The 25,850-nt window shown below is 38.7% G+C and carries 25 protein-coding genes, 1 tRNA gene and 1 pseudogene; 19 read left to right on the top strand and 8 right to left on the bottom strand.

Annotated features, from left to right (window positions below):
* Positions 1–69: 69 nt before the first annotated feature.
* Positions 70–354 carry a hypothetical protein gene (locus FF105_RS09380; protein WP_010291829.1) on the top strand — a complete coding sequence of 95 codons (285 nt, stop codon included), beginning with the start codon at positions 70–72 and terminating at the stop codon, positions 352–354.
* Between the two features lie 181 nt (positions 355–535).
* Here the strand turns inward: FF105_RS09380 and FF105_RS09375 are convergent.
* Positions 536–619, bottom strand: a tRNA-Leu gene (locus FF105_RS09375).
* 235 nt (positions 620–854) lie between these two features.
* Here FF105_RS09375 and serC point away from each other — a divergent pair.
* From serC to argF, 9 genes are all read left to right on the top strand, one after another.
* Positions 855–1,937: a 3-phosphoserine/phosphohydroxythreonine transaminase gene (serC, locus tag FF105_RS09370; protein ID WP_228934827.1), complete on the top strand. Its 1,083-nt coding sequence runs from the start codon at positions 855–857 to the stop codon at positions 1,935–1,937.
* Between the two features lie 3 nt (positions 1,938–1,940).
* Positions 1,941–3,131 carry a 3-phosphoglycerate dehydrogenase family protein gene (locus FF105_RS09365; RefSeq protein ID WP_010291821.1) on the top strand — a complete coding sequence of 397 codons (1,191 nt, stop codon included), beginning with the start codon at positions 1,941–1,943 and terminating at the stop codon, positions 3,129–3,131.
* A gap of 10 nt (positions 3,132–3,141) precedes the next feature.
* Positions 3,142–3,630 carry a phosphatidylglycerophosphatase A family protein gene (locus FF105_RS09360; RefSeq protein ID WP_010291819.1) on the top strand — a complete coding sequence of 163 codons (489 nt, stop codon included), beginning with the start codon at positions 3,142–3,144 and terminating at the stop codon, positions 3,628–3,630.
* Positions 3,631–3,787: 157 nt separating this feature from the next.
* Complete coding sequence (locus FF105_RS09355; RefSeq protein ID WP_228934829.1) at positions 3,788–5,557, top strand: hypothetical protein; 1,770 nt, start codon at positions 3,788–3,790, stop codon at positions 5,555–5,557.
* An 81-nt stretch (positions 5,558–5,638) separates the two neighbouring features.
* Positions 5,639–6,361 (top strand): YebC/PmpR family DNA-binding transcriptional regulator, encoded by a 723-nt coding sequence (locus FF105_RS09350; RefSeq protein ID WP_290046716.1) that lies wholly within the window; start codon positions 5,639–5,641, stop codon positions 6,359–6,361.
* A gap of 300 nt (positions 6,362–6,661) precedes the next feature.
* Complete coding sequence (locus tag FF105_RS09345; protein WP_010291813.1) at positions 6,662–7,948, top strand: adenylosuccinate synthase; 1,287 nt, start codon at positions 6,662–6,664, stop codon at positions 7,946–7,948.
* Between the two features lie 168 nt (positions 7,949–8,116).
* Entirely contained in the window at positions 8,117–9,343 is a 1,227-nt protein-coding gene (locus FF105_RS09340; RefSeq protein ID WP_010291811.1) for an argininosuccinate synthase, read from the top strand.
* Between the two features lie 73 nt (positions 9,344–9,416).
* Positions 9,417–10,802, top strand: a complete 1,386-nt coding sequence (argH, locus tag FF105_RS09335) for an argininosuccinate lyase (RefSeq protein WP_031941273.1) — start codon at positions 9,417–9,419, stop codon at positions 10,800–10,802.
* Entirely contained in the window at positions 10,799–11,815 is a 1,017-nt protein-coding gene (argF, locus tag FF105_RS09330) for an ornithine carbamoyltransferase (RefSeq protein ID WP_010291807.1), read from the top strand. The genes argH and argF overlap by 4 nt, the downstream gene beginning before the upstream one ends.
* A gap of 21 nt (positions 11,816–11,836) precedes the next feature.
* Here the strand turns inward: argF and FF105_RS09325 are convergent, their stop codons facing one another.
* The 6 genes from FF105_RS09325 to rpmF all read right to left on the bottom strand — a co-directional run bounded on the left by FF105_RS09325 (position 11,837) and on the right by rpmF (position 18,348).
* Complete coding sequence (locus tag FF105_RS09325; protein WP_147651869.1) at positions 11,837–13,534, bottom strand: NFACT RNA binding domain-containing protein; 1,698 nt, start codon at positions 13,532–13,534, stop codon at positions 11,837–11,839.
* Between the two features lie 703 nt (positions 13,535–14,237).
* Positions 14,238–14,366 (bottom strand): hypothetical protein, encoded by a 129-nt coding sequence (locus FF105_RS09320; RefSeq protein ID WP_277950316.1) that lies wholly within the window; start codon positions 14,364–14,366, stop codon positions 14,238–14,240.
* A 205-nt stretch (positions 14,367–14,571) separates the two neighbouring features.
* Positions 14,572–16,128: a hypothetical protein gene (locus FF105_RS09315; protein WP_010291797.1), complete on the bottom strand. Its 1,557-nt coding sequence runs from the start codon at positions 16,126–16,128 to the stop codon at positions 14,572–14,574.
* A 306-nt stretch (positions 16,129–16,434) separates the two neighbouring features.
* Positions 16,435–17,340: a hypothetical protein gene (locus FF105_RS09310; protein ID WP_290046713.1), complete on the bottom strand. Its 906-nt coding sequence runs from the start codon at positions 17,338–17,340 to the stop codon at positions 16,435–16,437.
* 132 nt (positions 17,341–17,472) lie between these two features.
* Positions 17,473–18,108 carry a copper homeostasis protein CutC gene (locus tag FF105_RS09305; RefSeq protein WP_290046712.1) on the bottom strand — a complete coding sequence of 212 codons (636 nt, stop codon included), beginning with the start codon at positions 18,106–18,108 and terminating at the stop codon, positions 17,473–17,475.
* Between the two features lie 66 nt (positions 18,109–18,174).
* The gene (gene rpmF / locus FF105_RS09300; RefSeq protein ID WP_004914654.1) at positions 18,175–18,348 is read right to left on the bottom strand and encodes a 50S ribosomal protein L32; all 174 of its coding nucleotides are present in this window, start codon (positions 18,346–18,348) and stop codon (positions 18,175–18,177) included.
* Between the two features lie 303 nt (positions 18,349–18,651).
* Between rpmF and FF105_RS09295 the strand changes: the two genes are divergently transcribed.
* From FF105_RS09295 to FF105_RS09255, 9 genes and pseudogenes are all read left to right on the top strand, one after another.
* Entirely contained in the window at positions 18,652–19,287 is a 636-nt protein-coding gene (locus FF105_RS09295; protein WP_010296416.1) for a DUF1361 domain-containing protein, read from the top strand.
* A gap of 163 nt (positions 19,288–19,450) precedes the next feature.
* Positions 19,451–19,990, top strand: a complete 540-nt coding sequence (infC, locus tag FF105_RS09290) for a translation initiation factor IF-3 (RefSeq protein ID WP_336621646.1) — start codon at positions 19,451–19,453, stop codon at positions 19,988–19,990.
* Positions 19,991–20,055: 65 nt separating this feature from the next.
* Complete coding sequence (gene rpmI / locus FF105_RS09285; RefSeq protein ID WP_002815120.1) at positions 20,056–20,253, top strand: 50S ribosomal protein L35; 198 nt, start codon at positions 20,056–20,058, stop codon at positions 20,251–20,253.
* Between the two features lie 44 nt (positions 20,254–20,297).
* Positions 20,298–20,717: a 50S ribosomal protein L20 gene (rplT, locus tag FF105_RS09280; RefSeq protein WP_004914648.1), complete on the top strand. Its 420-nt coding sequence runs from the start codon at positions 20,298–20,300 to the stop codon at positions 20,715–20,717.
* Between the two features lie 362 nt (positions 20,718–21,079).
* Positions 21,080–22,432 (top strand): branched-chain amino acid transport system II carrier protein, encoded by a 1,353-nt coding sequence (gene brnQ, locus FF105_RS09275; protein ID WP_010296406.1) that lies wholly within the window; start codon positions 21,080–21,082, stop codon positions 22,430–22,432.
* A 140-nt stretch (positions 22,433–22,572) separates the two neighbouring features.
* A complete protein-coding gene (upp, locus tag FF105_RS09270; protein WP_010296403.1) occupies positions 22,573–23,202 on the top strand; it encodes a uracil phosphoribosyltransferase in 630 nt (209 codons plus the stop codon).
* 122 nt (positions 23,203–23,324) lie between these two features.
* Entirely contained in the window at positions 23,325–24,287 is a 963-nt protein-coding gene (locus FF105_RS09265) for an LCP family protein (protein WP_010296400.1), read from the top strand.
* An 84-nt stretch (positions 24,288–24,371) separates the two neighbouring features.
* Complete coding sequence (map, locus tag FF105_RS09260; RefSeq protein ID WP_010296397.1) at positions 24,372–25,160, top strand: type I methionyl aminopeptidase; 789 nt, start codon at positions 24,372–24,374, stop codon at positions 25,158–25,160.
* 142 nt (positions 25,161–25,302) lie between these two features.
* Positions 25,303–25,722: pseudogene (locus FF105_RS09255) on the top strand (CpsB/CapC family capsule biosynthesis tyrosine phosphatase); the annotation flags it as partial.
* 42 nt (positions 25,723–25,764) lie between these two features.
* Here FF105_RS09255 and FF105_RS11665 read toward each other — a convergent pair.
* A partial coding sequence (locus tag FF105_RS11665) for an IS3 family transposase (protein WP_143470347.1) occupies positions 25,765–25,850 on the bottom strand: 86 nt, incomplete at its 5' end.

Here is a 25,850-nt window from a genome sequence, read left to right as displayed (position 1 = left end):
AAGAAAGCGCTTTCATGATAATTTTTAGTTAATCTATTACTAAAATATTAATGAGTTTAGGAGAGTGAAATGGGAATAAACAATGTTTTGCATCGTCGGCAATATAAAATTGTAATTGATGACACAATTAGCGGATTAAACTTAGATATGCTAGGTGACTTAGGTATCTGGAGTAACCCTAAAAATAAGCATTACCTTTTAACATTAAGATCAAATGAAGATCCGAATACAGATATTGGTACATTCATCAAGATTTTTGAAAAGAAGACAGGATTAACCTCTGATAATTTTACAATCCAGTCTCAAACCGGACCATTGACATTACAAAGAGGGGTTGATGATGAGTGGTTTTAAATGATTGAAAAAAACGACGCAACCATGTTTGTGGTAAGGTCGTTTTTTGTTTGAAAAACGGCGTTTTAGTAATGATAGATGAGATCAAATGTTTTGACAATATATGATTGATAAGTCGTTAAATCAACATTTATGCAAATAAAAAAACGTTTCCTCAACATTTGTGAGAAAACGGGGAATATGCCGATGACAGGAATCGAACCTGCACGATGTTGCCATCATACCGACCTGAACGGTACGCGTCTGCCAGTTCCGCCACATCGGCAAATCAACTCCCTTATTATACCCGAAAAAAAGAGGGTTGACAAATTTTCTCAATAAGGTATTCTAATGTTACGTAAGAAAAGGAAATAGTAATGACAGTATTCACATTCAATCTAGCTTCTTCCTCCACTCAATCACTCGTGTGATTGGGATTCTTTGCGTATGATAACGTGGAATTGCTGACGACATGAGTTTAACAACTGATGTCGTCTTTTTGTATACTGAAAGGAATGGTCATGGTAACGTATAATTTTTCGGCGGGTCCGGGTGTACTTCCGACCCCAGTTATTTCCCAAATTCAGGCAGATTTGGCACAAAATGAATTCACACATCTGTCCATTTTGGAAATTTCACATCGTTCGGCACAGTTTGAAACAATAATGGCCAGTGCGCAGCAACGCCTGCGCGATTTGATGTCTATTCCCGACGAATATGGTGTTGCATTTGTTCAAGGCGGTGGTTCGTTACAATTCGAAATGGTACCGTTGAATTTGGCAACCGACAAACAAAGCATTGCGGTTCTTGATTCCGGCAATTTTGCGGCTAAAGCGGCACAAGCTGCTCAAATGCTAGGTAAAAAAACGACAATTGTTGGCTCAAGCAAGCCACAACATTATCGTTATTTACCAAAATTAGCGGGTGATTTTGATGCGAATGCTTATGATTACTTGCATATCACGACTAACAACACAATTGAAGGCACAACCTATCATCAAGATAAATTGCCGCAAACAACTGGTCGTTTAACGGCTGATATGAGCTCGAACATTTTGGCAGAACCTTATGATATAACTCAATTCGATGCCGTTTTTGCCGGTGCTCAAAAGAATCTTGGTCCTGCTGGTGTGACACTGGCAATTATCAAAAAAGATTGGTTAGCTTCGCAATCTATTGAAAACGTCGGTCCAATGATGCGTTATCAAAATTATTTAGATAAAGATTCAATGTATAACACACCGCCAGTATTTGCCATTTACGCCCTTGACTTAGTCTTGTCTTGGGTACAAACAGAGGGCGGTGTTGATGAAATGACGCGTCGCAATCGCTTGAAAGCAGCTAAACTGTATGACTTTTTGGACGAATCCCGTTTGTTTGAAGCACCAGTAAAAGCTTCAGATCGTTCACTAACGAATATTGTTTTCACGACCAATGATGCGGAACGTGATGCACAAATAACTGCTCAAGCAAAAGAAAATGGTTTGTTTAATCTTGGTGGTCATCGTTCTGTTGGTGGTTTTAGAGCGTCACTTTACAATGCTCAACCAATGGCAGCCGTTGATGCGCTGATTGAATTTTTAAACAAAGTAGAAAAAGGATAAGCAATGACTAATATAAAAACGTATAATGCCATAAGCGGCAAGGGTTTGGATTATTTATCGCAACATGGTTACGATATTAATGCGCAAGACTCACCCAAGGGAATTTTGTTACGTTCACAAAATTTATTTGACGAAGTGATTCCAGATACTGTAAGAGCCGTTGTTCGCTCGGGTGCTGGTTTTAATAATATTCCGGTTGCAGATTTGTCAAAACGGGGGATTGTTGTCTTTAACACGCCTGGTGGTAACGCAAATGCTGTTAAAGAATTAACGATTGCCTCATTGATTTTAGCTGCTCGTCCGGTAGTTGGGGCAATCAAATTTGCTAACCAGACACGTGGTGGGGATGTGTCTCTGCGGACTGAATCAAATAAAGGCGGCTACCGAGGCACAGAGTTGGCTGGTAAAACGCTTGGCGTGATTGGATTGGGGAATGTGGGATCTAAGGTCGCCAACACAGCTTTGGCTTTGGATATGGATGTGATTGGTTATGATCCCGGCCTAAATGCTAATACAGCATGGCGAATAGACCGACACATTGTTCATGCGCGTAATGTTGAAGAGGTTTTGCGCCGAGCCGACTATGTGACCGTCCATATTCCAATGGAAGAAAAGAACGATCACTTTATTGATGCTGGCAAATTGCAATTAATGAAACCAGAAGCAGCATTATTGAATTTGTCACGTGGTGGTATTGTCGACGATCACGCGGCTAAAGCCGCATTAGATAGTGATCAACTTCGTATGTATATTACTGATTTTGCCGATGATGTTTTGTTTGATAATCCTAAAGTTATTATTACACCACATATTGGGGGCTCAACAATTGAAGCCGAAGATACAAGTGCTCTGATGGCAGCCAAGGAGTTAGATGAATATTTAACTAGCGGTAATATTATTAATTCTGTAAATTATCCTGATGTTAATGAACCATTTACCACCAACTATCGTGTTGGTATAATTCATGAGAATGTACCAAACATGATTGGTCAAATCTCTGCCTTTTTTGGAGATAATGGCATTAACATTGAGCAATTGAGCAACCGCGCTGTTGGACAATACGCCTATACTTTGGTAGCCATCAATGATTTTACATCAGCGCAACAGGAACATGTCAAAACAGCTTTGGATGAAATTCCACACGTGATTTTAACAAGACGTTATCAAAATCCAAATATGATGATTGGTGATTAAAGGAGATATTATGACACAAGAATTACAAGAGCAAGCCATTGCACAGTTAGCAAAGCGTGGCGTTGAAATTGAAGATATTGCAGAAGGCACTCGTAATTTCTTAACTGACAAATACCACGATGAGCTTGATGAACAAACATTGACACAAGCTATTTCACGTGTGTTACACAAAGATGAAGTAGCAGATATTATTTTGACAGCGCTTTATTTGGATGAGCAAGCGGAAACGATGCCAGATGATCAACCGTTAAAACGTCGCCTGCAACGAGATGCTAATGGCCACAATGTCGATGAAATTTTAGCGATTGCAATTACCCAGCAATTCTCTGCAGCTGCAACTGTTCATTACGGTTTATTAGATGACTTGAAGCCAGGATTGATTGGTGTTATCAACGATAAAACAGATAGTATTAATGTTTATCTTGACGATATCTTGGCAGCGCTAATTGCCAGTGCTGCTATGACCTACTTGGAATTACTGGGTGGTAATAACTATTAAACGCAGCAATGCGTTTTTTTTGGACACAAATTCTTCATAATGCCTAAAATTCTTACTTATCTCAACATGATTAGGTCAATAATTATTCACTTTCATTTTTTAAAATAGAAATATAATATGACTGGTTAGAAAGTGAAGGGGAGAAAGAACAATGGATATGGCACCTCAAAAACATTATGTTTGGGTCAATCAACGGCGCACAATTGCATCACTTATGTTAGCGAAAGAAAAAGATTGGGAAGCAAAAATTGATAAAGTTTCGGACAGAAATGCTGCCGAATTCACGAATCAATTCGATTTTGACTTAATTTTTCATCCTGATAAAATTGTCCGAGATGAAGTACTTGAGTCAACACGAAGATTGCAAGTGCCACCCCATCTCGTTAATAATACCGACGTTCAAACTGCTCTGGAAAAACTAAAAAAATGTTTCAGTACAGCAAAATCCAATGATGAATTAATAACAGCGCGTCGTTTCTTGCACGACACAATGCTGGCATCAGAAAAAGTGCATCAAAAAACACTTCGGCAAGCTAAGATGACCCTTTACGACGTCATGCCAGTTGGTAATGAGACAAAAGTTAGACAAGCGGTATTGTCATTATCACAGTTATTACTCCATCCTGAATCCAATGTTGATGAATTAAAAGCAGCGATTTCTAAATTGACAAGTACAACTGTTTTGGCACGAATTGATAGAAAAATAGCTTTAACCGATTTAAATGCGGGGCCAAGTACCAGGTTATATAGGAGAATGTCTGATGCACAATTGTTGCGAACAAATCAAATTAGTGATTTAACAAATTTAGCACCCAAATACCGTCGTGATTTAGGCGCATTATTAAAGCATTATAAGCTTTTATCTTCCGAAAATGTGTACCAACAGTTGAACACGATGTTACTGCAAGCAGCCAAAAAACGTCATGAAAATTGGGATGAATTGTATCAAAATGCTGAAAAAGAACTTGACGTATTATTGCAACAACGTGAAAAATTCGATCGTGATTTAGAAGAAACAATGGCAAATATGGGGACAAGTAACGTTGCAAGGGAACCTGAAGTTAAAATTGTCATTGAATTTATTCAAGCCATGTATAAAGGCGCCATGGCAGATGAACAATTTGTGCTTAAATTATTATCTGAACGTGTGACACAGGCAACAATTGAACGTGAAAAAGCAGTTGAGTTTGCTGAGACCTATCTTAATGGTCTCTACATGAGTCGGTGGTCGGAAGACAATGATGTTCAAATTGATGCACTTGTGTTGGACAATACATTATACGATAGCAAGGCGACAATCTCTTCTATCTATTCTCTAACCAATCGATTGAGATCATCCGTACGTCGGAAACAAGCGGAGTTGGATGAGGCGTTGAAGTTAGCACGTCAGTTGCTCACGACAATGAATGGCTCGCGTCAAGATAAAGAAATTGTTAGCGACATCAAATATTTAAAACAAACTATGAAGTCAGTAGATTCAAAAGCCATCATGGCTGCCTATCAGCAATTGCAAGCCACTCAGAAAATGATTAGCGCATCAACAAAAACAGAGAAAAGTCAGCTAGATCTTCTTTTAGAGGAAGTTTATCAAAGTAGTGTGGCCAATGAACCCACTTTACAAAAATTAATTGCCCACATTCATACTTGTGAGGGATTTGCCGCCATGAAAAAAACACATCGTGACTTGTCAGAGACATTTATTGATTTGCAAACAGCTAGGCAAGGCGTGAATGCGATGGCAACTATGCTATTGAAACAATCAAATAGACGTGTTTTTAAAAAAGAGTTAATCGTGCAGAAAGCACAGAAGCAGTTGTTGTCTATATTAGATGATACATCAACGACTGCTGAAATTTTAGCCGCTGTCAGGAATCTACGTGGGGCCCTTGATCAAGTAAAGCTGAGGTTACAACGGTTAGCCCGATAACTATCATATCGGTCAAGCTGGTAAATCGTTCGTTTTTTTGATAAAATAGATTGAATATTCATATTTCAAGGAGATGACACAATGTCAGGACATAGTAAATGGCATAACATCCAAGGTCGTAAAAACGCCCAAGATGCTAAGCGTGGTAAGATTTTTCAAAAGCTGGCACACGACTTATATGTTGCTGCAAAGGCTGGCGGTGCAGATCCAGAGATGAACGCATCATTGCGTTTGGTTGTTGAAAAAGCTAAGGCAGCTAACATGCCAAAGGACAACATTCAACGTGCACTTGATAAAGCATCTGGTGCCGGTGGTGCAAAGTTTGAAGAAGTGACCTATGAAGGTTATGGCACAGCCGGTGTCGCTGTGTTAGTTGAAGCATCAACGGATAACATTAATCGTACAGTTTCTACCGTTCGTAATTCATTCAAACATGCTGGTGGTGCTTTAGGCACATCTGGTTCAGTTGCTTTCCAATTTGACCGAAAAGGTTACTTAGCAATTGATCGTGAAGCGTATCCTAATTTGGATGAAGACACCGTTTTGGAAGCAGCATTAGAAGCAGGCGCTGAAGATGTTCAAACAGCTGATGAAGTATTTGAAATTTACACTGATCCAGCAGACTTTCAGACGGTTGAAGGCGCTTTGACTGAAGCTGGTTTTGTCTTGGAAGACGCAGAGATTACGATGATTGCGCAGAACCCAATGACAATTACCGATGAAGATCGTGAAAAACTAGATCATTTGGTTGATGAACTTGAAGAAAACGAAGACGTTTTGGCTGTTTATACGACGGCAGACTGATTTAAAAGGACATTATATGTCCTTTTTTATTTTTATAAATTCGATGAGGCAAACGTTTTAAACGATAATATTAGAAATTAACATCACTTTTCTCAAAAATAAATTTATGATTATGGTAAAATAAATAGGTAAAAGGCGTTTATCACAATTAATGTTCGTGTTTTACACAAAAATGAACGATGATAGAGGGACACTCACGGATAGGCGCAAACAGGTTAGTTATTCTGAATGCAGAATGCTGGCTTTCTCCGACAAACCTATCCCGTCTGAAAGCAGCTATCGGCGTAACAGGAGAAAAATATGTCTGGTGTAATTGTTGTTGGTTCCCAATGGGGCGATGAAGGTAAAGGAAAAATCGTTGATTTTTTCGCTGAACATGCGGATGCTGTTGTCCGTTACCAAGGTGGTAACAATGCGGGACACACGATCTGGCATGGTCAAACAAAATTTGAATTGTCTGCATTACCATCTGGAATCATCACGAAAGGTCAACTAGCAGTACTTGGCAACGGCGTTGTTGTCAATCCCGAAGCACTTTTAGCTGAAATTAAGGAAGTTGAAAGCCAAGGAATTACGATTGAGAATTTGCGTATTTCAAACCGTGCACATGTTATTATGCCGTACCACATTGCGTTGGATAAGGCTTCTGAATCTGCTTCAAATAATCGAATTGGTACGACCAAAAAAGGTATCGGTCCTGCCTACACGGATAAAATTTCACGTGTTGGTATTCGCGTGGCTGATTTGATTGATCCAGAAGTATTTGGTAAGTTGCTAAAAGAATACTTGCCATTTAAAAATGCCCAATTGACTAAATTGTATGGTGAAGAAGCGTTAGATTACGATGACATTTACCAAACTTATGTTGAATATGGTCGTCAGTTGGCACCTTATGTGACAGATACATCTTACTTGTTGGGGCAGTTGATGAAAGATGGCAAACGTGTTGTATTTGAAGGTGCACAAGGTGTGATGCTTGATGTTGACCACGGTACGTATCCTTATGTGACAAGCTCTAATCCAACAGCAGGTGGTGTGATGAATGGTGCGGGTGTGGGACCAAAGCAAATTCAAGATGTTGTTGGCGTTATTAAAGCTTATACATCTCGAGTTGGTGAAGGACCTTTCCCAACAGAATTGTTTGATGATATTGCTGATCATATTCGCGAAGTGGGTCACGAGTACGGCGTGATTACTAAGCGTCCTCGTCGTATTGGCTGGTTAGACGCGGTTGCTTTGCGTCATGCGGTGCAAGTTTCTGGTTTGACTAAGTTAGCCATTAACTCATTGGATGTTTTGTCAGGTTTGAAAGAATTAAAAATTGCGACTTCGTATACTTATAAAGGTGAAGAAATTCATCATTTCCCAGCTTCAGATACTTGGTTTAATGGATTGGACATCAACTGTGAAACATTGCCAGGTTGGGATGAAGATATTACTGGTGTGACAACATTTGAAGAATTACCAGTCAACGCGCAACATTACCTCCAACGTATTTCTGAATTGTTGGAAGTTGATTTGTTAAGCTTTGCCGTAGGACCAACGCCGGAACAAACCCATTTGTTGGAACCTGTTTGGCATGAATAAGGTACATCAATAGAACCGAAGGTTCTTTTTTATTGCAAAAATATACACTTAAAATTGTTTTATACAACTTAAAATTGTATATAATCATTATTTTATTGCATATTTAAACAAGGCGCGCTAATATAGAATCAACAAATAATTAAAACAAAAAACAGCGAGGACATTATCATGACAGAAAAATTAGTATTAGCTTATTCAGGTGGGTTGGATACCTCAGTAGCCATTCCTTGGTTGAACGAAAAAGGTTATGACGTTATCGCTGTCGTTTTAGACGTTGGTCAACATGGCAAAGATATGGACATGATTCAAGCCAAGGCATTGCAGGTTGGCGCCACACAGTCGATTGTTATTGACGCAAAATCAGAATTTGCTGAGCAATACGTCGCACCAGTTATCAAAGCAAACATGATGTATGAAGGCGAATATCCAATGGTTTCTGCTTTGTCACGTCCTTTGATTATCAAAAAATTGGTTGACATTGCACATGAAAATGATGCCGTTGCCATTGCTCACGGTTCAACTGGGCACGGTAATGATCAAGTACGGTTTGAAGCAGCTATCCATGCGCTTGATCCTGAAATGAAAATTGAAGCACCAATTCGTGATTTCCAATGGTCGCGTGAAGAAGAAATTGAATACGCCCATGCACATGACGTGCCAGTGCCTATTGATTTGGACTCACCTTACTCAATTGATGAAAACTTGTGGGGACGTGCTAATGAAGCTGGTATCCTTGAAAACCCATGGAATCAGGCACCTGAAGATGCATACGCCTTAACACAGGCTATTGAAAACACACCTGATGTACCAGAATTTATTGATGTGACATTTGAACAAGGCGTGCCGGTAGCGTTAAATGGTGAACAATTGCCACTTGCTGAACTAATTGTTGCCGTCAATGAAATTGCTGGTCAACATGGTATTGGTCGAATTGACCATATTGAGAATCGTCTGGTAGGCATCAAGTCTCGTGAAATTTATGAAGCGCCTGCTGCTGCGGTGTTGATGACCGCGCACAAGGATCTCGAAGATTTGACGCTCGAACGTGATGTGGCTCATTTCAAGCCATTAATTGAGCAACAATTAGCTAATCTCGTTTATGAAGCAAAGTGGGTGTCACCTTTGTTTGATAGTTTGATGGCTTTCGTTGATGATACACAAAAAAATGTGAACGGTGTCGTTAAGATGAAGCTTTATAAAGGTAATGCCATTGCTGTTGCGCGTCAATCAGAGCAAAATTCATTATATAACGAAGATTTGGCAACTTACACGGCTGCATCATCCTTTGATCAAGAAGCTGCTGTTGGCTTCATCAAGTTGTGGACGTTGAGTAACACGGTGTATGAACAAGTGAACCATGTTCATTCACAACCAAAAAAAGATACAGTGAAATAAACAAGCGCTTCGGCGCGTACATAGTTTTGAAGAAGGGAAAGCACTGTTGCATTGCGCAGTGCAAAAAATTGATATGAGTGATAAATTATGGGGTGGTCGTTTTACTGCCAAAGCATCTGAATGGGTTGATGAGTTTGGGGCGTCGATTCATTTTGATCAAAAAATGGCGGCTGAAGATTTAGAAGGGTCAATTGCCCACGCAAAAATGCTGGGCAAACAAGCTATTATATCAAGTGACGAATCAGCACAAATTGTGGCTGGTTTAGAAAGTTTGCAACAAGAATTAACAGCAGGTAATTTGACATTTGATGTTAAAAATGAAGACATCCATATGAATATGGAAGCTTTATTGACAGAAAAAATTGGCGCTGTTGCTGGCAAACTTCATACTGCGCGTTCTCGAAATGATCAGGTAGCAACTGATTTTCATCTTTGGGTAAAACACCGTTTGCCACATGTGATGTCAGCCGTGACCGACTTGCAGAGTGAGCTATTATCATTGGCAGATAAACACGCTGGCACGATTATGTCTGGCTATACTCACTTACAACATGCCCAACCTATCACTTATGGTCATTATTTGTTAGCGTATTTCAACATGTTCCAACGTGATTACGAACGTTTTGAATTTAACCAAAAACATACAGACATTCTGCCACTAGGTGCTGCAGCTTTGGCGGGTACCACATTTCCCATTGACCGTGAATTTGTTGCGGGTGAGCTAGGCTTTAGTGATATTTATCATAATTCGTTAGATGCTGTGTCAGACCGTGATTTTGCATTGGAATTTCTCGGCAATGCCTCGATTTTGATGATGCATTTATCACGTATGGCTGAAGAGTTAATTTTATGGTCGAGTTATGAATTTAATTATATTGAATTGTCAGATGATTTTTCAACAGGCTCTTCAATTATGCCTCAAAAAAAGAACGCTGATTTCGCGGAATTGGTGCGGGGTAAAACTGGTCGTACTTATGGTTCATTATTGGCGCTATTGACGACAATGAAATCTTTACCACTTGCTTATAACAAAGACATGCAAGAGGATAAGGAACAAGTTTTTGATGTGATGGATACCGTGATTGCCTCGGTGAAAATATTTACTGGCATGTTAAATGGCTTGACGGTTCATGAGGGACAGATGTTAGCTGCAACGCAAGATGACTTTTCAAATGCGACAGAACTCGCTGACTATTTAGCCACCAAAGGCGTGCCTTTCCGTGAAGCACATGCGATTGTTGGTCAACTAGTATTGAAGGGCATTCAGACACACACACCATTGCAGAAAATGACTCTGACCGACTTACAAGCTGCTGCACCTCAAATCGAAGCTGATATTTATCAAATTTTGGCTTCAGAAACGGCTGTTAATCGTCGCACATCACTTGGTGGTACGGCTGTAACCAACGTCAAAAAAGAAGTAACACGCAATTATAAAATTCTGGAGGAGCGCCAATGAATTCACATTTCCAAGGTAAATCATTTTTGAAAGAGATTGACTATACTAAAGCAGAGCTAGAAACATTGATTGATTTGGCAGCGCATTTAAAGTCACTCAAACAACAAAATATTCCCCACCAGTATTTGGCGGGTAAAAATATTGCCCTATTATTTGAAAAAACGTCAACGCGGACACGTTCGGCATTCACAGTTGCAGCCAATGATTTGGGTGCACATCCAGAATTTTTGGGTCACAATGACATTCAATTTGGCAAAAAAGAATCGCTACAAGATACAGCAAAAGTTTTAGGCAGTATGTATGATGGTATTGAATACCGTGGTTTTTCTCAGAAAATTGTTGAAGAGTTGGCAAGCACGAGTGGCGTGCCGGTGTGGAATGGTTTAACAGATGAGTGGCATCCGACACAAATGTTAGCTGATTTTTTGACCATCAAAGAACATTTTGGTCATTTGTCAGGTATTACGTTGGCTTATTTAGGGGATGGCCGCAATAATGTTGCCCACTCTTTGTTGGTGACTGGCGCTATTTTGGGTGTTAATGTTCATATCGTGGCACCTAAAAGTTTGCAGCCAACTGATGATGTGCAACACTTGGCAAAACAAAAAGCTGCCGTATCTGGTTCCAAAATAACTATTACCGATGATGTTGATTTAGGTGTTTCAGGCGCAGATGTTTTGTACACAGACGTCTGGGCGTCAATGGGTGAGGAAGACCAGTTCGCACAACGAATCGAACTATTGTTACCTTATCAAATCAATCATGAATTGGTAGTAAAAACGCACAACGATCAAGTCATTGTCCTGCATGACCTGCCAGCATTTCATGATGTGCAAACGACAATGGCACAAGATATTTATGACAAATACGGCCTGACAGAAATGGAAATCACTGACGATGTCTTTAACGCACCTTATGCACATCAATTCCAACAAGCAGAAAATCGTTTGCACACAATTAAAGCAGTGTTAGCTGCGACATTAGGGAACCTTTATTTACCAAATCCTAACTAACAAAAAACAGCCGTCAGGCTGTTATTTTTTTATTTTCAATTGTGAAACAAGTGCAGCATCAGGGGTCACATAGAGTGTTTGCTGACCCTCAAAAATGACAAAACCAGGTTTTGCACCGTTTGGTTTTCGCAATTTACCAGCAGGTAAATAGTCAACAGGAACATTAGCCGAATCTCTGGCTTTACTATAATAAGCAGCTAATTTGGCTGCCTCGATAAGTGTTGCTTCTGAGGGATTGGCGTCATGAATGATGACGTGTGATCCAGGAATTTTCTGAACGTGTAACCAAATATCGCGACGATCAGCTTGCTTAAACGAGAGACGTTCATTCTGCAAATTATTCTTTCCGACTTCAATGAGCGTACCATCGCTACTTTCGAATCTGTCGGGGTGTGACACTTTAGGTCGCTGTTTACTTTTCTTTTTGGTTCGAATATAGCCTTCTGTTGTTAATTCAATGCGGATATCCTCAACATCTTTTGGTGAAGCCACATCTAATTGCGCCATAATATTGTTGAAATATGAAATTTCAGCGTCAGTGAGCGCCAACTGTTCATTGACAAAGTCAACTGCTGTCCGCAACTTTCGATATTTTGTGAAATATTTTTCCGCATTTTTGAGCCCATTAAGTTTAGGATCAAGTGTGATTGACAGTAAATTGTTGTTATCGTAGTAGTTTTCGATTTGTACGCTTGTCATGCCTTTTTCTACAAGGTGAGGATAGGTGATGAGCAAGTCGCCTTTGACTTTCAAATCATCGGCATTTTCAGCGTCTGATAGCGTATTTAAAAGCTTTTTACGTTTTGTGATATTTTTTTTGAGCTCGTTTTTAACAACGCGGACCAATGATCCGGCTTGTTGATTAACACGCTCACGCTCAGCTTTACCAACGTAATAAGCATCTAACATTTCGCCAATTGTGTCAAATGATTGCGCGCTTGTAGATTCTTGTTGCCAATTAAATGCTGCATAACTGAGTCCACCGTTGGCTGATGTAAACAAGGTCGGTTGTGGCTTATCAAATTGTGCCAACCAATGGCGTGCATTTGCCAAGTGGTCGCCATCCTGATTGATAGCGCGGGCTAAAGCCTGCGCACTGTCATGACTAAATCCTTGAAAGGTACTTTGAATTTGCTTTGCCCAATTGTCGAACGGCTCATCTAAAATCATAGCAGCTAAGCTGTCTAAACCGCTCTGGAAAGGATTTAACAAATTTTGCGCTGGCGGCAAAATATAAGTTGCGCCTGGGAACAATGAGCGCACGCGATTTTGGTCAGCAGGTACATGCTTGATGAGTTCTAGAATACGATTATCATGCTCACGTACGAGAAAAAGGTTAGAGTGGCGTCCCATCATTTCAAGCGTGAGCCGGATTTCTTGTACATCGCCTAATTCGTCGCGTGCGTTAACATAAAAATTGATAATACGATCATTGTCAACTTGTTCAATTCGTTGTATTTTAGTACCTTCCAAATAGCGTCGCAAAAACATCACAAAATTTGGTGCGGTTTGTGGATTTTCGTACGGAATATAGGTGATTTGTGCGCGTGCGTAACTTGGATGCGCGCTCAAAAGTAGTGGATAATTCTGCCCGTTGTTACGTACGACAAGGACAATTTCGTTTGAATAGGGTTGATGTACTTTGGTGATACGGCCACCCGTTATCAATGTATTAAGCTCATGAACGATGGCATGAGTGAAGAGTCCATCTAACGGCATTTGATTAGCTCCTGACTAATTTTTTTAAAAGTTGATTTAACAGTTTAAGCCTTGATATATCAACGTTTTATAAAGTTTCTTTTTTAATAAAGATAACTATTAAATACTATTGTTTTCTATATCATTTGTACACTTCATAAATTGTTTAAGAGAGATATCGTTTTGTCTTCTTCTTTGTCACGAAGTGACTTTAGTAAATGAGAATAAACTTGTTGAGTAATAGACACATCAGCACGGCCGAAACGTTCTGTTCTGATAAATATTGAATCACAACGCCTCTAGAAATTAAGTGAGAAGCGTGAAAATGTCGCAATGCATGAAATGTTACATCTTTAATTCCCAACTATTTTATTGTAACATGTAAAAACGTGTTACTCCTTGAGCGTTTGAATTGATAATATAATCATTTTTTTTGTTTTAATATTTTTCAGTATTTTTAAAAGTGTATCGTCAACTTTTATTGTCCTGATACTTTTTTTGTTTTTGGTGCTCTTTCATTGCGAAACTTATCAAGTGACTTAGTTATGGATAATTCTTTATTTTTGTAATCGTAGTACTGCTACTTTACCAAAAACGCAATCCAGTGTGAATTGAAATTATCATTGCAAAAAAACATAGTTTTCTAAATAATGATCATAAGCGTAGTTTTCGAGTTTTGTCATCTCGTCAAACTCTAAAAACTTCATATTGCTATCTTTTCCATCTAAATTAACTGTTTTAACTCGGATGGTGGGTCACGTTTTATCATGCCCTCTGCATAGGCGCCTTTGAGTGATTGAGCAATATGAACACGACGTTTGTTAACCGTTTCTTTGCTGCGATTACTTTCCATAGTCATTTACAAACTTCTGAAAGTCACTCCTATCAAAATCAGCCAATCTCATAGTTGATAAATACTTTTTGATACCATGTTCTGTATTGAAACAAGATAGTGGGAGCAGTATCTGTTTTGAAAATTGAAGCCATAGTAAAGACCTCCTTAAAAAAAGGGGGGCTTATATCTGTTATAATCCAATAGAACGCCCTGTGTGTTCATTTTACCGTTTTTTTAATAACGCTAACTGAAATTGGTTCATATCAGTTTCAACAGGGTAGTATGAATAACTTGCTGAAATTACTTTATATTTTTTTTGAACTTGTTCAGGAATTTTACTTTCAACTTCGTGATTATTCTCTAAATTAATGGATTTTTGCCGCCCCCAATTTAATCCAATGACAACGTAAGTTGCTTCAGAATTGTTGATAATCCTATCTAAATATATTTTTTGTTCTGGATATGCTTTATCTGGTACATTGGTCCTTTCAAAATATTTGAATTTTTCTGACACCTTTATTGGTGTATATCTTTCAACTCCCGCATCAACTATGTTGTAATATACAAGACTTTCTAATTTTGCATCAGAACATTCTCTATTTATTATTTCTCCAAATAGTTTTGGAGCAACTGGATTTTTGCTCCAAATATAAGGTGCTTTAGAAAAAAATGGGTTTTGTATAATCGGGAATAGAGCGAGAAGCAACAAAATCCAAAGATATGATTTATTAATATTGTTTACCAATGCTACTGTGCTAATAATTATGATTAAGATTAGTATTGTATAAATCTGTAAAAAGGAATAAAGTCTTGCTTGGCCAACTAAATATGTGACAATGAATGATATTAGCGAAACTACTAGCAATAGTTCCGCTAATTTTTTTTGTAAACGCCATAATATAAATATGCCTGCTAAAGCTAAACTAAATAGCCAACTGTTAGTTGTAATGGTTTGAAATGAAGTGTTTATAAATGAGATAATTTTTTCGTTGATAGTGGTATTACCACCATATGCCATAATGTTTACTTTAAAATAAACGTTATATAGATTCTTAAGAGCATGGTGGTAAAAAAAATAGAAACAAATAACCGAGCTCATTACAGAAAAAGAGAGGAGCGAATCAACCACAAATTTTATTAAATATTTATAGCGTTGATGGGTTAACAAGAATAAAAAAATAAATATGGATGCACCAATTAAAGGGCCCAATAGCGTAAATTTAATCCAGAATACCATGCCAATTGTTATTCCAAATATCACAGCACGATAAAATTCATTTTTCATTGGCTCAGTGCTGACACTTATTGCGGTTAATATACCTAACAGTGACCATGTAATTGCGAACTCTTCAGGAGAGCCACCAGTTTCAAAAGACTTATCGATCATCATAAAAAATGGTAGAACAGTAGCGATAAAGGGATTTATAGAATTGTTAAAGCATTTCATTAAAATTCGATCTGTTATAAAAAATATGGCTAAAAAGTTAGCGATTTCAATACAAAACAATCCGAAATATCCGTGAGAACTTATCACATTCGCAATTAAATTATAAATAAATAGTATTGGACCTCGCTGCTCAAACATATGTAAATATGGAATATTGCCTGATAACCAACCTCTGCCAATTTCTAGCATGGCATTAGTATCCACCCAAATATTTCCTTTGCTCAATGGACTAGACGGAACTATTATTAAAGAAACCAAGATAAGGAGAAATATAGCGATATATTTTACATAATTACGGTTATAGTTGTTATTTTCAGAAATTAATGGTGTCATGTTAAGGTTATCTTTCTATTTTCAATAACTCAATATTAGCAAACAAATTAATGTTGTGAATATTTTTTTAATGGGAACATAATTTTTTTCGTTATCGGCAAAGTGTAAGACATAGATTGCAGATCCTTTATGGTTGATTTTAGTCAATTACCATTAAAGGCTCTGCAGTTTTTTTATGTAAAGAGTTCGGTTTAATTTTGCAATCTGCCATTTTTAAATATCGACTCTTTCATTGTATCACGTAATGATAAGCGACTTGCTGACATTAAAAAACCACCTGTTGGTGGTTTTGGATTTTAAATTTGTTTAAGGCACTTGCCAGTAGTAACCATCAGGTAAAGGTTGACCCGGTGCAATGATATGAGAATGTCCTTTTCTGGTAGCCCATGTGTAACCATTTTGAATAGCCCACTTAGCGTGATCAGTCGAATTAACATTGGCACCTGAATTATTATCGGTTACAGCAGCTGTCGATTGTGCTTGTTGTGCTGCTGCCGATGAGCTGGCTGCCGCAACAGCCGCTTGCGATGATGCAAGCGCTTCTGAAGAAGTCCGTGACGCAGCTTCACTTGCTGCACGTGATTCATTTTCTGCTGATTCACGTGCAGCAATACTGGATGAAGATTTAATTGACGCACTAACTGCTTTAGAACTCGCTTCCGCTGCTAAATTTTGATAATACGTTGACTGTGATTTAGTATATTTCAGTTTTTTTGAGGATGCTTTTGATGCGATATCATGCATTACCGACGGTGCTATCGCATTTGAATTGGCCCAAGAAGACTTTAGATTTGAAACAGCGAATAAGTATACTTTAAAACGCTGATTCATTTGATAATTTGTTGCATTTTTTAGAACATGCGGATCAATGGCTAAGCTGAATTTGCCATGATTCATAGTTGCCCATGTTTTATTTTTGGTTGATTGTGCAGCGTTAATACCATAGTTAGCATTCTGTTTATCTGCAGTTGTTGCATATATCTTTGTGCCAGTTGGGGCTTTAGAAGTGCCCTTAATTATCCATTTTGCTTTGTCGTCTGTTTTGACACTGGTAATTTTAACTTTATACAGTTTGTGTTTTGTTAAAAAAGTGCTTGCGTCGACATTAGAATTAACTGTATTAAAAGCAGAAAAACTAACAAAAATAGACAGCAAAAAAATGATGATCGGACTTGAATGATGATTCATAGTCCTTGAACTGTTTTGTTTCATCTCAAAAATTCTCCCAAAACTTTTTAACGTGAACGCTTGGCACGTATTCGGGCAATAGTCATTTTGAGATTTAAAATTCTGGATTGTCGTATGAGTCACTTAATCAGTATGTATCCCAAAGCTTAAATGTAATTATACAATTTTAGTACCGTGTACTTCAGAAATACCGAGTATATCAGCAATTTTGTCAGCATTATCGCGTGTTACGCCACCGCCAGGTAAAATGGTCATACCAACCGGTGCATGATCCACAAGAAATTTTAATTGTGGCAAAAGTTCAGTGATAGGCGTTGTTAGGCTGCCGCCATGGGTCAAAATACGCGTAACACCATGTGTAAATAACCAGTTCATAGCTTCTTGTTGTTGGTCTTTGACAATCTCATCAAATGCCATGTGCATAACAACATCTAGCTTGAGGGTATTAGCCGTTTCGATGAGTGTCGACATCATATCCATGTCGAGTGCTCCGTTTCGAACGACACCAAAAGTGACACATTGACCGCCTAAATCTGCAATGATTTGTAGCGTTTCTAGCATTTGATTTAATTCAGTATTGTCGTATGCAAAATCGCCGCCACGAGGACGAACCATAACGACAACCGGAATATTACCAGCAACAGTTAATGTGTCAATGACAGTTCGAGTATCAGGGGTAATACCGCCTAAATCAAGGCGGGCGTTTAATTCAATTCGGTTAGCACCACGTGCAATCATTTCTTGGGCGCGATCAGCAGAGTCAACCGCGGCTTCTTTGATTTTTATAGTCATAGATCCTAAATTAAAGTTATTTCGCAAACAAAAAAACCTGTTCTACAAATAGAACAGGCATCATTGTTACTTCTTATCAACAACTTGCTTGCCGTTATAAACACCAGAAGGTGAGACGCGGTGAGCAACACGGTATTCACCAGTTGTCTGATCCAACAAAATGTTTGGAACATTCAAACCAATGTGTCCGCGGCGATTGCGCTTGTGAGACTTTGAATTCTTGTTTGATGGGGTAGCCATGATAGCACCTCCTTTCGTTTCAATTTATCAACTAGTCAAGTTTACCGAAATTTATAACATTTGTCAATAGTTAAACTCTATTTAATGTCAAGGGTATTTACTTGACATAAGTTACTATAAATTTTAGGTTTTGATAAAGCTTTATTATCGTTATTATATCATACTCCGATCGTTAGTGTAGATACAGCAAGTGAAACCGGCTTTTTGTCACAATAAAGACATTTATAGTCCTTGTGTGTATGCCAAACGATAACGAATTGACGTGTTAAAATATAAGATGTAACAAATTGAGGAGGTGTTCGGATGAAGAAACAAAATTTAATTAGTGTAGGTGCCATTCATATAATTGTGGTTCTTTTCTTTTTGTTTGTTTACCTAACACCCACACATTTTACGTTTTTGATTTGGAACGTGTTTTTGGCACTGCTACCTTTGGATTTTGCTTTGGTCGTGGCATATACTAAGCGCGTAACGCTAGGGACGATTTTTAGTATTTTATGGTTGCTATTCTATCCAAATACGATGTATATGATTACAGATTATATTCATTTACAATACATCGGTATTGGTTTGACAGTCCGTATGCAATATTTCAATTATGCGGTTTTGTCGGCAGGTATCTTTATCGGTGTTGTGTTAGGTATTTTAAGTTTAGAGCTTATTTTTAAACATTATTTTGACAAACGCCACGATGTGTTAGAATTATTCCTTATGGCTGTTTTGTCGATATTATCGGGTGTTGGCATATATATCGGCCGTTTTCTTCGCTTGAATTCTTGGGATGTTTTCACAAGATTACAACATGTTTTAAGTTTAATAGCTGAATCGTTCAGCATGCATATGATTGTTTTTGTCACGTTGTTTGCTGGCGTTCAATTCGCTATTTTGGTCATCAGTCATTATGGCGTTCGTTTAATACAGAACACAGTTGACAAATGATCAATGAGGTAGTAAACTAGTATCTGTTGAACAAGTAGAAGCACCCGCTTCTCGCCAAGTGATAATGTTGCTTGGCAGATACAGTTGTACGTTAAGTACTGCAAGTGTTGAAGTGGGTAAAGATTAAGTTCTTGCCCACTTTTCTTCTTGATTCACAAAATAAATTTGGAGGTGCCAGACAATAGCACGTCAACCACGACAAGTTGATCTAGTCAACGAAAATATCCGCGCACCACGTGTTTTGCTTATCCATGATGGTAAGCAAGAAGAAATGTCAACACGTGATGCCCAACAATTAGCGAATGATGCAGACCTTGATTTGGTATTGGTACAGGCTAAGGCTGAAGTGCCAGTTGCCAAAATCATGGACTGGGGTAAAGCAAAGTTCGAAGCGCAAAAAAAGCAAAAAGAACAACGTAAGAACCAAAAAATTGTTCAAGTTAAAGAAGTTCGTATGTCACCGGTGATTGATTCAGGCGATTTCGAAACACGCAAAAAAGCAGCGATTAAGTTTTTGTCGCAAGGCAACAAGGTTAAGTTGAATTTGCGTTTCCGTGGTCGTATGATTACTCACCAAGACATCGGGCGTGGGGTCTTAGACCGCATGGCTGAAGAACTTGATGACATCGCCAAGGTGGAACAACGTGCCAAAATGGATGGCCGCCAAATGTTTTTGGTCTTGGCACCACGCGATGCCAAGTAAGTAAGGGTTTAGTCGCTTGTTTAATCAAGCATAAACAAAAATCGTAAAGTAGGAGAATTGGTCACATGCCAAAGATGAAGACACACCGCGCATCAGCAAAGCGCTTTAAGAAGACAGCTAACGGTGGCTTGAAGTCAGCTTCAGCTTATACTTCACACCGTTTCCACGGTAAGACAAAGAAGCAACGTCGTCAATTGCGTGGCACACGCATGATGGATTCAACGACTGTTAAGACATACGCTAAGATGTTGAGCACGCTCTAATTTCAAGGTAAGTCTAATTATTTAATTTCTAGGAGGAAATACCCATGCGAGTTAAGGGTGGTACAGTATCACGCGCACGTCGTAAAAAGTTTGTTAAGTTGGCCAAGGGTTACCGTGGACAACGTCGTATTAATTTTAAGGTTGCTAAGCAACAAGTTTACAAGTCATACTTGTATGCATACCGTGATCGTAAGAACACAAAGCGTAACTTCCGTAAGCTATGGATTGCTCGTATCAACGCAGCAGCCCGTATGAACGGTTTGTCATACTCAAAGTTGATGCATGGTTTGACATTGGCCGGTGTTGAATTGAACCGTAAGATGTTAGCTGATCTTGCTGTTTCTGATTTTGACACATTCTCAAAGTTGGCTGAGCAAGCAAAGTCTGCATTGTCATCAGAAAATGTTTTGGTACAAGAACGTACTGCAGCAACAACTGAAACGACTGTAGCCGTACAACGCTAATTTAAAAAACGCAATAAGCGTTTTTTTTTTGACTAAAATTAGAGGTTGACAAAATAAATGATATTTGGTTTAATATTAGTAATAAATAAATGAGAAGATAACATGACAAATCAATTCGCGACAACAAAACAAATTATTATCAGCATTATTATCATTAGTTAGTGATAAGTGCTGAAATTTTTTGCGCCTATCAGACAAAACATGATAGGTAGCTGATTTGATATGTTGAAAGACTAGCTGCTAAAAAAGGTGGCTAGTCTTTTTTATTTTCATCATACAGGGAGAAGAGGGATTGGTATGAATATTCAGATGATTTAGTGAGTTACATCAAGCAAAAACGTATACTATTATGGAGAAAAGAAATGGACGAAAAGAAATTAACGTGGCAAAAGTTGGTATTAGTGGCATCACTAATATTTGGAATGTTTTTTGGAGCAGGAAACTTAATTTTTCCTGTTCAGTTAGGTCAATTATCGGGTGGCAACTGGCTACCAGCAACGGTTGGATTTTTGATTACTGGTACTATTGTGCCATTTTTGGCAATGATGGCGGTGAGTGTCACCAATAGTCAAAGTGTTTACGATATTGCCAAACCAGTCGCACCTTGGTTTGGAACAGTATTTTTAGTTGCTATTCACATGACAATCGGACCTTTTTTTGGAACACCGCGTACAGCAGCAACGGCGTTTTCAATGGGCGTAGCACCATTTGTGCCTGTTAAATATCAAGGATTAGCAATGTTAGTTTTCTCGGCTGTCTTCTTTGGATTGGCTTACTTTCTAACAGTTAAAGAATCAGGCTTATTGAAATGGGTGGGACGATATCTTAATCCGCTATTCTTGGGACTATTGTTATTAGTGTTGGTATTATCGTTAGTTATGCCAATGGGCAACACGCATCAAACGGTATCTGCGGCGTATCAAAGTAATGCCGCTTTTCAGGGGATTTTAGATGGGTATAATACAATGGATGGCATAGCCTTGTTGGCATTAGCTGTTTCAGTTGTATATGCTGTCAAAGGCTTAGGATTCCACAAAAATCAAGTATCGACTGTATTAGCAAAGGCAGGTTTGTTAAGTATCGTCGCGGAAGCGGTGATTTACGCAGCGCTAGTTCTGGTTGGCACTAGTAGTTTGGGATTGTTCAAACCATCAGCAAATGGTGGTGATGCCTTTGCTCAAATCGTTGGTCATTACATGGGTAACTTTGGGACGGCGTTGACTGGCGTTATCGTGACCTTAGCGGTTTTCACTACTGCTATGGGATTGTTCGTCTCCTTCTCACAAGACATGCATCGTGTGTTTCCAAAAGTGAGTTATCTTTGGTGGTTGCGTGTGATTGCGTTTGGATCATTTGTCACAGCTAATGCAGGATTGACTAATATCGTTGCTTGGTCAGTGCCGGTTTTGATGCTATTGTATCCATTCGCTTTAGTGCTCATTTTATTGTCACTTTTCAGCAAATATTTCAAGCACTCAGCGCTAGTGTATCGCGTTGTTGTGGCTGCTGTCACTGTACCTGCTGCCTTAGATGCACTTGCTAGTTCGCCTTTGGTGTCGTTGGGTAGTGTACAGCGTGTTGTGAATGGTTATCACCAGTTTGTACCATTTGCCGCACTTGGATTTGGATGGGTTTTCCCAGCAACAGTTGGTGCGCTTGTTGGTTTGTGTGCCTATGTTGTTACTAGTCGACAAGCCGCTACCGCACTTGATTAGTCACCAAATCATTCTGTGAATGATATTTTTATCCGGATACCGCAATTTTTTGGTATAATTTAAGATAGTAAATTGAATTGGAAGGAAATAATGAATACGGCGTTGTCAGTCGATTCGTTTGTGTTCATTCAAAAACTATCATGGGAAAATTTGTTGAAATGGATCATCCGTTGATCCAACATAAGCTCACAATGATTCGTAACAAAAATGTTGGCACTAAGGATTTTCGAGCATTAGTCGACGAAATTGCAATGTTGATGACTTATGAAGCTAGTCGCGATTTGCAACTCGAAGATGTTGTTGTCGAGACGCCAGTAGCGACAACAACTAAAAAGCAATTGGCAGGTAAAAAGCTAGCAGTCGTGCCAATTCTGCGTGCCGGATTGGGAATGGTTGATGGCATTGTACAATTAATTCCAGCAGCCAAAATTGGTCATATTGGTATGTATCGTGATGAAACAACACTTGAACCGGTGGAATATTTCATTAAATTACCTGAAGATATTGATCAACGTGACGTATTGTTGGTTGATCCTATGTTGGCAACCGGTGGATCAGCTAAGGATGCTATTTCTGCTTTAAAGAAGCGTGGTGCTAAGCATATTAAGTTAATTACATTGGTGTCAGCACCAGAAGGTGTTAAGGCTGTTCAAGATGCACATCCAGATGTTGATATCTATACAGGATCATTAGATGAAGGTCTGAATGAACATGGCTATATTGTTCCAGGTCTAGGGGATGCTGGTGATCGTTTATTCGGTACAATGTAATATTTTTGTTTAATGAAAGTTCACATTTTGTGAACTTTTTTGTCTGTATTGAATATTAAGGTTCATTTTGTGTTATACTATTTTACAATTATGTAACAAACGATAAAAGGGGAGAATTGCTCATGCAAAGGCGTTCAAAAATGCGTCCAAAAAAGCGACATACAGTACGAAATATTATTTTAACGATTATTGGACTATTCGTAGTTGGTGGCGTTGCAACAGGTTCATACGCTTATTATAAAGTTAATAGCACAATTACTAAAATGCAGAAGTCATCAAAGACGACAAAATCTGCGGATAAGATCACGACTAGCAAAAAACCTGTTTCTTATTTGTTATTAGGAACAGATACTGGCGAATTGGGACGCGACTATAAAGGGCGTACAGATACAATGATTGTCATGACCATCAATCCCAAAACTAATGTCACGACAATGACATCAATCCCACGTGATACGTTAGTAACAGTCGGTGGTCAACAAATGAAAATCAATGCTGCCTACGCTTATGGATCGGCTGATTCAGCGGTGTCAGCTGTTGAAAATCTGCTGAATATTGATATCAATGGTGGCTATATCTTGATTAACATGGGTGGTTTGGTAAAAATGGTTGACGCTGTTGGTGGCGTTGATGTCACATCACCACTGACGTTTACCACCGCAGGTGACACAACACAAGCGGATTCAAAAAGCCAATACTCATTTGTTTCCGGCAAGACTTATCACATGGATGGCAATGAAGCGTTAGCATTCTCACGAATGAGACACGAAGATCCTAATGGTGATTATGGTCGTCAAATGAGGCAGCAACTCGTTATCAAGGCTGTCTTGAAGAACTCAGCAAAAGTTGGTACATTATTTAATGACTCACTGCTAACGACAATTTCTAACAATGTTCAAACAGATGTTTCAACAACGTCTATGAAAAATTTGGCGCTTAGCTATCGTAATGCTTTCGGAACGGTCAAGCAGGATCAACTCAAAGGAACGACTCAAACTATTAGTGGGTTGGGTTCAACCGAAGTGATGAGCCAAACAGAGATTGAACGTGTTCATGAGTCTATCTCACAGCAAATGGTACAGTAACAGTAAGCACGCAATTGCGTGCTTTTTATTTGGGGGTGAAATGCTATAATAAAATGGAGTATTAAAAATGGAAAGAAGTCAAAAATGATTCAGTTAAAATCACCACGAGAAATTGAAGCTATGCGTCAATCAGGCGCTATTATTGCTGGTATGCACCTTATGTTGCGCGACTTAATTAAGCCAGGTATCGACACTTGGGAAATTGAAACGAAATCACGCGAGTATATTGAAAGTCATGGTGGCGTGCCACTTCAAATCGGGTTTGAGGGATTCAAGTATGCCACAACAATTAGTATCAATAACGAAGTTGCTCATGGACTGCCTCGTAAAGGGTTGAAGCTCAAAAATGGTGACTTAGTCAAAGTTGATACAGTTGTTGGATTAGATGGCGCTGTGTCAGACTCCGCTTGGTCTTATGCAGTCGGCGAAGTCACACCAGAAATTAAAGACTTGATGGCTGTTACTAAGAAAGCAATGTACTTGGGCATTGACCAAGCCGTTGTTGGCAACCGCATTGGTGACATTGGCAATGCGATTCAACAATATACAGAAGTTGAACATCATTATGGCGATGTGCGTGAGTATATTGGTCATGGTGTTGGACCAACAATGCATGAAGAACCTAATGTACCACATTATGGGACACCGGGTCACGGCGTTCGTTTACGTGAAGGCATGGTGATTACAATCGAACCGATGATTAACATTGGTGGTTGGAAAGTCAATACAGATCATACCGAAGAAGATGGTTGGACTGTTACAACGGCTGATGGTTCATGGTCAGCACAATATGAACATACTTTGGCGATCACAAAAGATGGTCCAAAAATTTTGACCAGTCAAGATCCTGAATTTGATAGTAAATATTTGTAATTTATAAAAAGCACTATGCAACTGTATTTAATGCAGTTGCATAGTGCTTTTTTTGTGAACAAATTAATGATAAAATATGTCTTTTTATTGATAAAAAGTGTTATTATTGATAAAAAGTGTTACTAATGAAGGGGTAATTACCATGATCGATTTACATAGTCACTTATTACCCAACGTTGATGATGGTTCAAAGTCACTTAGAGCGTCGATTCGAATGGCAAAAGCAGCAGTTGATAATGATGTAACGGTCGCGCTTATGACACCCCATCATATGAATGGGCATTATGTGAATCATAAACCAGATGTTATTCGGTTAACTGAAGAATTTCAAAGTCACTTAGATAACAATCATATTCCATTGCAAGTTTTTCCCTCGCAAGAAGTTAGGATAAACGGGGATTTACTTCAAGCTTTAGATAATGATGACATTTTGTTTGCCGATGAGTCTAACCGTTACTTATTGTTAGAGTTTCCTGATGATGATGTGCCTACTTACAGCACAGATATGATTTTTCAAATCATGCAACGTGGTATTACGGTCGAAATTGCTCATCCAGAAAGAATGCTCAGAAGTCAATAAATTGGACTATTTTTATTCAGTTAATTAGGCGACATTTGAGATACGATTGCGATTATAAAAATTGATATACCAACCAATGGCTGCTTGGACTTCAGTTAATGTTTGGTATG

It is taken from the genome of Leuconostoc sp. UCMA20149 (assembly GCF_030400235.1).
In the GTDB taxonomy this organism is placed as follows: Bacteria; Bacillota; Bacilli; order Lactobacillales; family Lactobacillaceae; genus Leuconostoc; species Leuconostoc pseudomesenteroides.
Note: the sequence above shows the minus strand (reverse complement) of the source record. Positions and strands in the feature narration are given on the sequence as shown.